Origin of the sequence: Mariniflexile sp. HMF6888, assembly GCF_044335535.1 — a bacterium.
GTDB lineage: Bacteria > Bacteroidota > Bacteroidia > Flavobacteriales > Flavobacteriaceae > Mariniflexile.
Genome location: NZ_JBIQVZ010000003.1, coordinates 96,366 through 108,589, shown reverse-complemented (window position 1 = coordinate 108,589; position 12,224 = coordinate 96,366). Strand labels below are relative to the sequence as shown.

The window sequence follows — 12,224 nt, the reverse complement described above, 5'->3', positions numbered from 1 at the left end:
GTGGATTTGATAATTTGATTTATCAAAAAATCAAATGAAATTATTCAGTTAAACTAAGTTTAGTTATAAAATGAAGTAGGTCAGAATAGTCTTTTGATTCAAGTGTTTTTTTGGTAAAATGGTTTTTTTTCCAATGGCTATATAGACTTTCACTAAGTGGTTTTCCTTCAGGAAATTTAAAAGTATTATTCAAAATCGCGACTAAATTCTTTTGATTAATTGAATTGTTTTTACAACAAAATCCAATATAAGAAGCTATACCAAAAATTGTCATAGGAATAGATGGTGAAAATATTGTGCAATTATTATCAATTATTTTTTCTGACAATAATTTGTTATATAATTTACTCCATTTTTCAGTTCCTAAAAAATCCTCTAAAGTTTTATCTTCAACATTTATTTTTGGTGGTTTTGTGGTTTTTTTTGTGGGTGCTTGGTTGGTTGTTATGTCTTCTAATTCTTTTATTTTTGAAGTGATTATCTCTAAAGCTATGTCTTTTTGATAATATTTCCCCCAATCTTTTAAGAACTTAAAAAAAACTTCGTCAAATGTTTTTTTGTGTTTAACAATATAATTTACAAAAAAACCATGTTGATCTGAAATGTGAAGCCCATGTTCTTCTTTGTAAGGAAAAGTCAAAAAAAGAAAGACTATTTGAGGACATAAACCAAAATAGAAATCAACCATTAACTCCTTCCAGTTACTTATACCATTTGTAAATATTTCAAAATGATCAATATTTCCCCTGTAAATAGCAAAGCCTTCAACCTCGTTAATCGGAAATATTTCTTTATATCTCTTTTTCAAAAAATCAATTTTATCTTTTACATCTACAAAACCTTTTATTTTATAAATACAATTTTTAAGTTCAGTATTTGGATCTCCAAAAGCCCCTTCGGCGTAATATTTAAAAATCAAATAAATTTCATTAATAAAAGACTCTGAGTATCGGTGTCTCTTTTCTTTGAAAAAATCACAAAAATATTCTTCAAAAACCCCATTGGATACCATTTCCTCTTTAAGTAAGTCGCTATTACTTCTCAGATTTCTTTCTTTGAAAATTCCTAAATATTTAAACTTTATATCGTTTGAATCATATTCAAAATTATCGGGTTTTATTTGCGTAATAAATGTCTTCATGCCTTTTTCAATTTAGGTAACTCCATGTTTCCAAATGCAAGTTCGACAGCATCTTTTCGTGCGATATTATCTACTTTGTAGTAGGTATTGAATGTCTTTAAATCCCTGTGGCCAGACATGCTCATAATAGTTTTGTCTGCAACACCTTTTTTCTTTAGCAACGTGATGAATGTTCTACGAGCTGTATGTGTGGATATGCGATTGTTAAACGATTTTTTAAGCGTTTTCTTTTCTTTATTTTTAGTCCTGGTATATTCTACAATATTGGTAAACCCAGCAGATTCAAAAATATCCTTTAAATATTTGTTTTGTTTTTGATTTGATATTAAAGGTAACTCATAATCGTATTTTTTTAAAATATATTCAGATAGCTCAAATAATGGAATTTCTCTAATTACTTTGGTAACATCCTTTTCCTCTCTTAAATAGATGGTGCCATTTATAATGTTGTTTTTGTTTAATAAAAATAGCTCTCCGTAACGTAAACCAGTAAGACATTGAAAAACAAAGATATCTTTCACTTTTTCAAGGCTTTTGCTTTTAGTGTCATGCTCAAATATTGATTGTAACTGATCCATTGTTAAAGCAATTTCTTCGGTGGCCACTCTTTCGGGGTTTTTGAAATCTTTAAATGAGTTGTTATAGGTGTAATTTTTTTTAAAAGCCCAATACAAGAAGGTTTTAATAAGGCCCATATTTCTAGCGAATGTGTTGGTGCTGTGGTCTGAAGTTGTGTAGCAATAATCGGTGAATTCGGTAAAAAACGTATCGTTAATGGTGCTAAAAGTTAATTTGTATTTGCGTTTTATCTCAAATTCTTCAAAATGGTTTCTAATGTTTTGGTATCTCTTAATGGTAGACGGCTTCCATTCTTTGCGCTTTTTCTTTTCATCCATAAATTCATCAAAGGCATCAAAAAACAAATCTTTTTTTGAGGAAGATTTTTTAAAGTTTTGGTCAAAGGCATTTTTAAGAGCTTTTGAAGTGAAATCTTCATTCATCTTTTTACATTCAGATTCAACATTTAAAAATGCATCAGAATAGCGATCGAGTTGGTTTTTAATGGTTGTTGCATTGATATCTTTAACCGTTCCTTTTAATTTTGGTCTATTTTCTGTAAAGCTCCAGTGCGTTGGCTTTATTTTTTCTCCTGTTGAGTAGACGAATTTTTTACCTTCATGCTTAAAGTAGCAAGAAAATAAAATAAGAGTTTCATTATTGCTTTTGGGTTCTTTTAAATAGAAAGTGTGTGTCATTTATTCTAGTTGACAGTTAAGTTGACAATTTAGTTGACAATTTTAATATGTTTACTTATAACTCAAATATATAACAAACTATATTAATAAGCTTAAAATGTGAATAAAATATAATTTTAGTTATGTTAAAACATGTTAAATATTAAAAAATTCAATAGCCATCTTCTCCACTTAAAAACCTTGTGTTTCTAGTAAACACGAGGTTTTTTTGTTTTAAGGGAATGGTTTGGTTGACAATTTTCTATTTTGCTCTTAAACATATTGACTTAAAGTCAAAAAAAATTACGGTATAAATTAAGTGTGCTAAACTTAATAAATAAATATAAAAAACCGATAAAGTAAAATTTATATTACACATAAAACACACCACAAATTTTGTGGGTGGTGTGGGTTTTACGCTTTTAATACTCGGTATTAAATAAAATACAAACATTCCTATAGAATAAAGTAAAAATGTACGGGTGTGCGTGCGATTGTGGTGTGTTTAGATTGAATTTACGTAACCAGTTTAAAACCCATTGGTTAAATGGAGGTGAATTAAAATCTAAATGGTACAAACCCTAAACCATAGACATTGTTTCTGTAAATCATATGGCTCTTTTGAAAAAGCCCGTCTATTGCTAAACGGGCATTAAGATAATCTTTATACGGAGGAACTAATTCAATTTGACTTAGTTCTATTGCTTTTGCAAAAGCAACTTAAATCAATTAAATCTAAAATTCTATTGAGAAATCTCTCTTACACGTAGGGTATTTACCATACCTTTTTCTGCAATTGGCATAGAAGCTAAACTAATTACCATATCACCTTTTTGTACGTAATTGTGTGCTCTAGCAATTCTGTTTATATCGCCTACGGTTTCATCGGTAGAAACAAATTTATCGTAATAAAAAGCCCTAACTCCCCACAGCAAACTTAATTGCGTTAAAATACGTTTGTTTGATGTAAACACTAATATATGGCATGATGGTCTCCAAGCCGAAATTTGAAATGCAGTATATCCACTATTAGTTAATGTTGAAATAGCCTTTGCATCAATTTCATTTGCCATAATAGCAGCATGATAACAAATAGATTTTGTGATATATCGGTTTGTACGGATATGTGGTGGTAACTGTGGCACTTTAATTAATGGTGAATCTTCAACATTTCTTAAAATGTTTGCCATTTGTCTAATAACTTGAACAGGGTAACTACCAACCGATGTTTCTCCAGAAAGCATTACCGCATCGGCTCCATCCATAACAGAGTTTGCCACATCGTTTACTTCTGCACGTGTTGGTGTTAAACTAGTAATCATAGTTTCCATCATTTGGGTTGCTATAATTACTGGTATTCTAGCTTTTTTAGCTCTTAATACTAATTGCTTTTGAATAAGCGGTACTTCTTCTGCAGGAACTTCTACACCTAAATCACCACGAGCTACCATTAAACCATCACAATGCGCTACAATGGCATCAATATTTGTTACGGCTTCTGGTTTTTCAATTTTTGCTATAATCGGGATTTTATGTTCGCTATGCTTTTCTATTAAATCACGCAGTTGCATTAAATCTTCTGCATGACGCACAAATGATAAGGCCATCCAATCTACATTTTGACTTATAGCGAATAAAGCATCCTCAATGTCTTTTTCGGTTAAAGCAGGTTGTGATATATTGGTATTAGGTAGGTTTACTCCTTTTTTAGATTTTAATGGCCCACCTTGAATCACTTTTGCTTTTACCTCTGATTTACCATCGGTTGAAACGACTTCAAAAATTAATTTACCGTCATCTAAAAGGATACGTTCACCTGGTTTTGCATCTTGCGGAAACCTATCGTAAGTCATATACACGCGTTCCTTTGTGCCTTCAAATCGTTCGCCCGTTGCAAAGATTATTTCGTCTCCTGGATTTACTACCACTTCCTCTTTCATAACGCCTACTCGAAGCTTAGGTCCTTGTAAATCGGCTAATATGGCAGCATTAAAACCAAACTCATCATTTAGTTCCCGTATCATTTGTATACGTTCTGCTACATCTTTATAATCGGCATGGGAAAAGTTAATTCTAAATACATTTGCGCCTTCTTCAAGCATTCCTTTTAATACTTCCTTAGTGCTTGTAGCTGGACCTAATGTGGCAACTATCTTGGTTTTTTTTCTTAATGGCATTAGCTAAAAATTAAATTGTCTTTTGATTTTAATTGGTTAATATCAATACTAAAGGCTGTTGCTATTTGTTGTATTTTTAATATGTTATTTAAAATACTTTTTTCTTCACTTAAATTAAATTGGTTATCTATTTTTAAAAAATAGTTAACAGCCTTATATTCTGGTATTAAATATAGTGTTTGTGTTATTTTTTCTTCTGTATCAAATAATGAATTAACAGTGTCTTTTTTGTAAATTTCTGTTTTATAAATATTAGAGACTAAACTCCATGTTGTAAGCTGCTTAGCATCTTCCCATTCAAAAATTGAATACGTGGCATTATTAAAACTACAGTCTAAATTTGATGTCCTTCGAGTAAGATTGGTACTCAAATGTTTATTTAGAAGATATGCTAAACGATAATCTTCAATAGTACAATAAATTGCTATTAAAGTGCAATCTACCTCTTCAAAAACATCATCAAGAATAAGTTTGTGTACTGCCATAACTTACATTAAAGGTTGTAAATATAGTATTTAAAACCATTCTATATATAAAAGTTAGGCGAATCTTAACAAGTAAAACAACTAAAACGTTATAGTTAATTACTTTGTTTGAAATAGTCTAAATCATTTTAGACATTTTGTTTTGAAATACAAAAAAAGCACGTTTTGAAGCTTTTTCTTCGGCCTTTTTTTTAGAAGTAGCTCTTGCCTTAGCAACAACTTTATTGTCTATTGATAGTTTAACCGAAAAGTGCCTAACCTCATCATTGCCAGTATCTTCATAAACATTATAGCCAAATGTTCTTTTTTCTTTTTGGCACCATTCTATAAGTAAGCTTTTATAACTTATTACTTTGCCTTCTAAGGTTTCTATATCTACATAAGGTGTTATAACACGTTTGTAAATAAATTTTTCGCAATATTTATAGCCTTTATCCAAAAAAATAGCGCCAACTAATGCTTCAAATAAATTACCATGTATATTGTCTCCAAATTGTCCGGGAGGGATCTTACTTTCTACTAAGCCAATTAAGTTCAGTTCCTTTCCAAGTTCATTTAAATGCTCTCTACTTACTACTTTAGACCGCATTTTGGTTAGATAGCCTTCATCACCTGCAGGTACTTCAAGATATAGATGAGATGCAATAACAGCACTTAACATAGCATCACCTAAAAATTCCAATCGTTCATAATTAATAGCGTTTCCTTTGCTATCTTTTATGTTCATAGATCGGTGTGTAAATGCCTTTTTATAGAACTTAATATCTTTTGGCTTAAACCCGAGAATCTTAATTAACTCCATAAAAAAATTCCCGTTGCGTTTAAAACGGGAACTTAATATGTTACGAATGTTTTTCATTCGGGATTCAGTCTAATTTTTTAAATAATACACAAGCGTTATGTCCGCCAAATCCAAATGTATTACTCATTGCTACTTTAATATTGCGTTTTTGGGACTTGTTTAAAGTTAAATTTAGTTCTGGATCAATATTTTCATCTACCGTAGTGTGGTTAATAGTTGGCGGAATAATACCATGTTCCATAGCCAATATAGCCGAAATAGCTTCGATAGCTCCTGCGGCACCTAATAAGTGTCCAGTCATTGATTTTGTTGAATTAATATTTATATGCTTGGCATGACTACCGAATATTTCTGAAATTGCTTTTAATTCTGCAACATCACCTAATGGTGTAGAGGTTCCATGAGTATTGATATGGTCTACATCTTCTGGTTTTAGACCTGCATTTTCTAAACAATTTTTCATTACGGCAACGACACCTCTTCCTTCTGGATGTGGTGCTGTCATGTGGTAAGCATCAGACGATAAACCTCCGCCAACAAACTCAGCATAAATTTTAGCTCCTCTTGCCTTTGCATGCTCATATTCTTCTAAAATAAGTGCACCTGCGCCTTCGCCAAGTACAAAGCCATCTCTAGTAGCATCAAAAGGTCTCGATGCTGTTTCTGGACTTTCGTTTCTAGTTGAAAGGGCATGCATGGCATTAAAACCACCCATTCCAGCAATAGTAACTGCAGCTTCGCTTCCACCAGTAACAACTAAATCACAATGCCCTAAACGAATTGAGTTTAATGCATCAAACATAGCGTTTGCTGAAGACGCACAAGCAGAAACCGTTGTGTAATTTGGTCCCATAAATCCATATTTAATGGATATGTTTCCTGGCGCAATGTCTGCAATCATTTTAGGAATAAAGAACGGATTAAATCTTGGTGTTCCGTCACCTTTAGCAAAGTTCAAAACTTCTTCCTGAAAAGTTTCTAAACCTCCAATGCCTGCTCCCCATATAACGCCTACCCGTAATTTATTAACGGCATCTAAATCTAACTTAGCATCGGCAATAGCCTCATCGGCTGCTACCATGGCATACTGTGTAAATTTATCCATTCTACTGGCAAGCTTTCTGTCAATAAAATCGGTAGCATTAAAGTTTTTTAATTCACAAGCAAATTTGGTTTTAAACTTCTCGGTATCAAAATATGTTATAGGCGCAGCACCACTTCTACCACTAATTAAGCCTTCCCAATATTCGTCTTTGGTATTGCCAATAGGTGTTAAAGCCCCTAGACCCGTGACTACAACTCGTTTTAATTCCATAAATGTTTTTTGCTTATTTTGCAGCTTCTATATAAGAGATAGCTTGACCAACTGTTGCAATATTTTCAGCTTGATCATCTGGAATTTGAATATCGAACTCTTTTTCGAATTCCATTATTAATTCTACAGTGTCTAAAGAGTCTGCTCCTAAATCGTTTGTGAAGCTTGCTTCAGTTACAACTTCGTTCTCATCAACTCCTAATTTGTCTACGATAATCGCTTTTACTCTTGATGCAATGTCTGACATAATGTTTAATTTTAAGTTTTAATTAAGTCGCAAAAATAAAAAACTTTATTTTATAATTTGCTATTCTGTTAAAAATGTATTGGTAATTTACTAAAATTAGTTTTAAGTATTTCAAATTTAACTCTTAATTGTTAATAATTATTCTTTTTTTTGTTCGAAATAATGAAGCATTTTGTCTGTAAAATGAAATGAGTTTGAAAATTTTATGAGTTATCCTATGAATTTTATTACGAAAGGCATCTGACACTAGTTTAAAAATAAAAATAAGCTGATGAAACACCATGAAAATGACATTCACACACGAGGACGATTATTAGGGTGTTCCATCTAACAATTAAAAAACAAATAAGTATAACATAGATGAAACGTATAGTAATTTTTGCTTCCGGATCTGGAACCAATGCTGAAAATATAATCAAACTTTTTAATAACAGCGAACATGCGTCTGTTGTTTTAGTACTTACAAATAATCCTCATGCTAAAGTTTTAGACCGATGTAAAAACTTAAAGGTTAGTGCGTTGTCGTTTAATAAAATAGCTTTTACAGAAACCAATGATGTGCTTAATATTTTAAAAGCTTCAAAACCCGATTTAATTGTTTTGGCTGGTTTTTTGTGGAAATTTCCTGAGTTTATTCTAAATGAATTCCCAAATAAAGTTATTAATGTTCATCCAGCGTTATTGCCTAAATATGGAGGCAAAGGTATGTATGGTATGCGTGTACATGAAGCTATTGTTGCAAATAAAGAGATTGAAACGGGAATAACCATTCATTTTGTAAACGAACATTACGATGAAGGCGCCATTATTTTTCAGTCAAAATGTATGGTGAGTGATACCGATACCGCAGAAGATGTTGCTGCTAAAATTCATGAATTGGAAATGGCCCATTTTCCGAAAGTTGTAGAGAAGTTGCTTTTTAATAACAAATTGTAATAAAAAATAGAGACTCCCGTCTTCACGGGAATGACAAAAATGTCTAAAAAGAAGAAAAAATATTATACCGTTTGGAAAGGCCACAAAACAGGGGTTTTTGAAACTTGGAATGCTTGCAAAGCACAAATAACCAATTTTGAAGGTGCACAATATAAATCGTTTGAAAGTTTTGATGCTGCTAAAGAAGCTCTAAAAGGTGATTATTTTAACTATGTTGGAAAAAAAGCCGGTTTTAAAAGTGAATTATCCGCAGAACAACTAAAAAAAACAGGATTACCAAATTACAATTCCATTTCAGTTGATGCGGCTTCCAGTGGAAATCCGGGTATTATGGAATACCGAGGTGTAGAAACCAAAAGCAAAAAGCAACTTTTTATTCAAGGTCCTTTTGAAGAGGGTACCAATAATATAGGGGAGTTCTTGGCCATTGTGCATGGTTTGGCATTGCTTAAAAAAAACAATAGCGACCGTATTTTATATACCGATAGTAAAACCGCTATAAGTTGGGTAAAAAAGAAATGCTGCAATACCAAGTTAGAACGAAACGAAAAAAACGAAGCCCTTTTTGAATTGATTGGCAGAGCTGAAAATTGGCTGAAAACAAATACATACACCACCGTTATAGTAAAATGGGAAACCAAAGCTTGGGGTGAAATTCCCGCCGATTTTGGACGAAAATAACAGATTTTCTTGGAACTGTTTAAAACGATACTATTCACAAAATTATTCTTGCCTTAGTATTTAAAAGGCTTATATTTGCACAAAATTATCACACGGCTTTTATGAGCAAATTAGTAATTGTTGGCACCGTAGCTTTTGATGCTATAGAAACGCCTTTCGGTAAAACCGATAAAATTCTTGGTGGTGCTGCAACATTTATTGGTTTAGCCGCTTCACATTTTAACATTGATGCTGCTGCAGTCTCTATTGTGGGTGGCGATTTTCCTCAAAAGTATTTAGATCTTTTATCAAATAAAAATATTGATATTTCGGGTATTGAAATTGTTAAGGAAGGAAAAACATTCTTTTGGAGTGGCCGTTACCATAACGATATGAATTCTAGAGACACGTTGGTTACCGAATTAAACACCCTTGCCGATTTTAACCCCGTAGTTCCTGAAAATTATCGCAATGCAGAAATTGTGATGTTAGGAAATCTACATCCTATCGTCCAATCCAGTGTATTAGACCAAATGGTTAATAAACCAAAATTGGTTATTTTAGATACTATGAATTTTTGGATGGATAGTGCCCTTGATGATTTACATAACGTTATGAAACGTGTAGATGTTATCACTATAAACGATGAAGAAGCTAGGCAACTTACGGGAGAGTACTCTTTGGTAGTGGCTGCCAGAAAAATTCATGCCATGGGACCTAAATATGTAGTGATTAAAAAAGGCGAACATGGTGCGTTATTATTTCATAATGATGAAGTGTTTTACGCTCCAGCGTTGCCTTTAGAAGAAGTGTTTGACCCAACAGGAGCAGGTGATACCTTTGCAGGAGGATTTGCAGGCTATATAGCCAAAACAGGTGACACATCTTTTGAGAATATGAAGAATGCTGTGATTTTTGGTTCGACATTAGCATCGTTTTGTGTTGAGAAATTTGGAACCAAACGGATGGAAAATTTAGAAAACGAAGAAGTACATAAACGATTGTTGCAATTTAAGCAATTAACACAGTTTGACATAAAATTAGCATAAACCAACGCGCTCACAATAGAGCGCGTTTTTAATTTAAGTAATAATTTATCATTTCAGCGAAATCAAGGATTCACGAATTCAACGACATGAAATAAAATTAATGAGTAAAGCGAAAATCTTTAAAAATGAGTGATTCAATAAAACATGAATGTGGTATAGCTGTTTTAAGACTTTTAAAACCGTTAGAATTTTATAAAGAAAAATATGGTAGTGCTTTTTATGGGGTAAATAAAATGTACCTCATGATGGAAAAACAGCACAACCGCGGACAAGACGGCGCAGGTTTTGCAAGTATTAAGTTAAACACAAAACCTGGAGAACGCTATATTAGTCGTGTACGTTCTATAGCACAACAACCCATTCAAGATATATTTGCTCAAATTAACGAACGCGTTAATAAAGAATTTTTAGCACATCCTGAATATACGGATGATGTAGCTCTACAAAAAAAACACATACCTTATATAGGCGAAGTGTTTTTAGGGCATGTTCGTTATGGTACTTTCGGAAAAAACAGCGTTGAAAGTGTGCACCCATTTTTAAGACAAAATAATTGGATGCACCGAAATTTAATTATGGCAGGTAACTTTAACATGACCAATGTTAAAGAGCTATTTAGCAATCTTATCCGTTTAGGGCAACACCCCAAAGAGTATACCGATACCATTACTATTATGGAAAAAATCGGTCACTTTTTAGATGATGCCGTAAGTAAAATTTATAAAGACGTAAAAAAAGAAGGTTTTAGTAAAATGGATGCTTCTCCATTAATAGCCGAACGATTAAACGTAGCAAAAATTTTAAGAAAAGCGGCTAAAAATTGGGACGGTGGTTATGCCATGGCAGGACTCATTGGTCATGGAGATTCGTTTGTATTAAGGGATCCTGCAGGAATAAGACCAACATACTATTACCAAGATGATGAAATTGTTGTAGTTGCATCCGAACGTCCAGTTATTCAAACCGTATTCAATGTGAAATTTGAAGACGTAAAAGAATTAGAGCCTGGGCATGCTATTATTACTAAAAAATCTGGCAAAGTAGTTATTAAAAAAATATTAGAGCCTTTAGAACGTAAAGCATGTTCGTTTGAGCGCATTTATTTCTCTAGAGGTAGTGATGCCGAAATTTACCAAGAACGTAAGATGCTCGGCAAACTGTTAATGCCTAAGGTTTTGGATGCCATTGATAATGACACAAAAAACACGGTATTTTCCTATATTCCGAATACAGCTGAAACATCTTTTTTTGGAATGATAGAAACTGCCGAAGCTGCTTTAAACAAAAAGAAAACGGCCGCTATTTTAACAGGGCAGCGTTCTATTTCTGCCGATAAAGTTACCGAAGTACTATCAGAGCGTATTCGAGTAGAGAAAATCGCCATTAAAGATGTCAAGCTAAGGACATTTATAACCGAAGATAGCAGTAGAGACGATTTGGTAGCGCACGTTTATGATGTTACCTATGGCGTTATTAAACCAAATGACAATTTGGTGATTATTGATGATAGTATTGTAAGAGGTACCACGTTAAAGAAGAGTATTTTAAAAATGCTTGATCGTTTAAACCCGAAGAAAATTGTCGTGGTTTCGTCAGCACCTCAAATACGCTATCCCGATTGTTATGGTATTGATATGGCTAATCTGGAAAGCTTAGTGGCTTTTAGAGCAGTATTGGAATTACTAAAAGAAGCTAATAAGTACCATATTGTAGAAGAAGTTTACAATAAATGTATAGACCAAACGGAGTTAGAAGATGTTTATGTGCAGAATTTTGTGAAAGAGATTTATGATCCTTTCACAGATGAACAAATCTCTGATAAAATAGCAGAACTTTTAAGTGATGAAAGCATAAAAGCCAAAGTCAAAATTATTTTTCAATCAGTTGAAAATTTACATAAAGCATGCCCAGAACATTTGGGCGATTGGTATTTCACAGGAAACTATCCAACCGTTGGTGGTAACAGAGTTGTAAACCGTGCTTTTATTAATTTTTACGAAGGCAATAAAGAACGTGCCTATTAATTATTTTGTAATCAATTTATAGACGCCTATATTGTGAAAAACACATTTAATCTAAAAAAAATGCCGTTTATCTAATAAATAATACGTTTATCTAAAATACATATAAATTAGCCTCACCATAACATAAGTAGGTTAAGTTCATGGTAGATTTGG

General features: G+C 32.7%; 11 protein-coding genes. 4 read left to right on the top strand and 7 right to left on the bottom strand.

Annotated features, from left to right (window positions below):
- Positions 1-40: 40 nt before the first annotated feature.
- The 7 genes from ACGLWY_RS09000 to ACGLWY_RS08970 all read right to left on the bottom strand — a co-directional run bounded on the left by ACGLWY_RS09000 (position 41) and on the right by ACGLWY_RS08970 (position 7,402).
- Positions 41-1,141, bottom strand: a complete 1,101-nt coding sequence (locus tag ACGLWY_RS09000; protein ID WP_396619348.1) for a hypothetical protein — start codon at positions 1,139-1,141, stop codon at positions 41-43.
- Entirely contained in the window at positions 1,138-2,397 is a 1,260-nt protein-coding gene (locus tag ACGLWY_RS08995) for a tyrosine-type recombinase/integrase (protein WP_396619347.1), read from the bottom strand. Before ACGLWY_RS08995 ends, ACGLWY_RS09000 begins: the two co-directional genes overlap by 4 nt.
- A gap of 722 nt (positions 2,398-3,119) precedes the next feature.
- The gene (pyk, locus tag ACGLWY_RS08990; protein WP_396619346.1) at positions 3,120-4,553 is read right to left on the bottom strand and encodes a pyruvate kinase; all 1,434 of its coding nucleotides are present in this window, start codon (positions 4,551-4,553) and stop codon (positions 3,120-3,122) included.
- Positions 4,553-5,038 (bottom strand): IPExxxVDY family protein, encoded by a 486-nt coding sequence (locus ACGLWY_RS08985; protein WP_396619345.1) that lies wholly within the window; start codon positions 5,036-5,038, stop codon positions 4,553-4,555. The genes pyk and ACGLWY_RS08985 overlap by 1 nt, the downstream gene beginning before the upstream one ends.
- A 118-nt stretch (positions 5,039-5,156) precedes the next feature.
- Positions 5,157-5,897, bottom strand: coding sequence for a ribonuclease III (gene rnc / locus ACGLWY_RS08980; protein WP_396619344.1), 741 nt, complete (start codon positions 5,895-5,897; stop codon positions 5,157-5,159).
- Between the two features lie 7 nt (positions 5,898-5,904).
- Positions 5,905-7,155 carry a beta-ketoacyl-ACP synthase II gene (gene fabF / locus ACGLWY_RS08975; RefSeq protein WP_396619343.1) on the bottom strand — a complete coding sequence of 417 codons (1,251 nt, stop codon included), beginning with the start codon at positions 7,153-7,155 and terminating at the stop codon, positions 5,905-5,907.
- A gap of 13 nt (positions 7,156-7,168) precedes the next feature.
- Positions 7,169-7,402 (bottom strand): acyl carrier protein, encoded by a 234-nt coding sequence (locus ACGLWY_RS08970; RefSeq protein WP_007647141.1) that lies wholly within the window; start codon positions 7,400-7,402, stop codon positions 7,169-7,171.
- 360 nt (positions 7,403-7,762) lie between these two features.
- Here ACGLWY_RS08970 and ACGLWY_RS08965 point away from each other — a divergent pair, with 360 nt between their 5' ends.
- The 4 genes from ACGLWY_RS08965 (at position 7,763) to ACGLWY_RS08950 (ending at position 12,071) form a co-directional block, all read left to right on the top strand.
- Positions 7,763-8,338 carry a phosphoribosylglycinamide formyltransferase gene (locus tag ACGLWY_RS08965; RefSeq protein WP_396619342.1) on the top strand — a complete coding sequence of 192 codons (576 nt, stop codon included), beginning with the start codon at positions 7,763-7,765 and terminating at the stop codon, positions 8,336-8,338.
- A 39-nt stretch (positions 8,339-8,377) separates the two neighbouring features.
- The gene (locus tag ACGLWY_RS08960) at positions 8,378-9,019 is read left to right on the top strand and encodes a viroplasmin family protein (protein ID WP_396619341.1); all 642 of its coding nucleotides are present in this window, start codon (positions 8,378-8,380) and stop codon (positions 9,017-9,019) included.
- 101 nt (positions 9,020-9,120) lie between these two features.
- Complete coding sequence (locus tag ACGLWY_RS08955) at positions 9,121-10,047, top strand: PfkB family carbohydrate kinase (RefSeq protein WP_396619340.1); 927 nt, start codon at positions 9,121-9,123, stop codon at positions 10,045-10,047.
- A gap of 125 nt (positions 10,048-10,172) precedes the next feature.
- Positions 10,173-12,071, top strand: coding sequence for an amidophosphoribosyltransferase (locus ACGLWY_RS08950; RefSeq protein WP_396619339.1), 1,899 nt, complete (start codon positions 10,173-10,175; stop codon positions 12,069-12,071).
- Positions 12,072-12,224: the final 153 nt, after the last annotated feature.

What these genes read in the sequence shown, in the direction of transcription:
- fabF (WP_396619343.1), bottom strand. Translation starts at nt 7,155, where the DNA reads ATGGAATTAAAACGAGTTGTAGTCACGGGTCTAGGGGCTTTAACACCT.
- ACGLWY_RS08950 (WP_396619339.1), top strand. Translation starts at nt 10,173, where the DNA reads ATGAGTGATTCAATAAAACATGAATGTGGTATAGCTGTTTTAAGACTT.
- ACGLWY_RS08985 (WP_396619345.1), bottom strand. Translation starts at nt 5,038, where the DNA reads ATGGCAGTACACAAACTTATTCTTGATGATGTTTTTGAAGAGGTAGAT.
- ACGLWY_RS08970 (WP_007647141.1), bottom strand. Translation starts at nt 7,402, where the DNA reads ATGTCAGACATTGCATCAAGAGTAAAAGCGATTATCGTAGACAAATTA.
- ACGLWY_RS08995 (WP_396619347.1), bottom strand. Translation starts at nt 2,397, where the DNA reads ATGACACACACTTTCTATTTAAAAGAACCCAAAAGCAATAATGAAACT.
- rnc (WP_396619344.1), bottom strand. Translation starts at nt 5,897, where the DNA reads ATGAAAAACATTCGTAACATATTAAGTTCCCGTTTTAAACGCAACGGG.
- ACGLWY_RS09000 (WP_396619348.1), bottom strand. Translation starts at nt 1,141, where the DNA reads ATGAAGACATTTATTACGCAAATAAAACCCGATAATTTTGAATATGAT.
- ACGLWY_RS08965 (WP_396619342.1), top strand. Translation starts at nt 7,763, where the DNA reads ATGAAACGTATAGTAATTTTTGCTTCCGGATCTGGAACCAATGCTGAA.
- ACGLWY_RS08955 (WP_396619340.1), top strand. Translation starts at nt 9,121, where the DNA reads ATGAGCAAATTAGTAATTGTTGGCACCGTAGCTTTTGATGCTATAGAA.
- ACGLWY_RS08960 (WP_396619341.1), top strand. Translation starts at nt 8,378, where the DNA reads ATGTCTAAAAAGAAGAAAAAATATTATACCGTTTGGAAAGGCCACAAA.
- pyk (WP_396619346.1), bottom strand. Translation starts at nt 4,553, where the DNA reads ATGCCATTAAGAAAAAAAACCAAGATAGTTGCCACATTAGGTCCAGCT.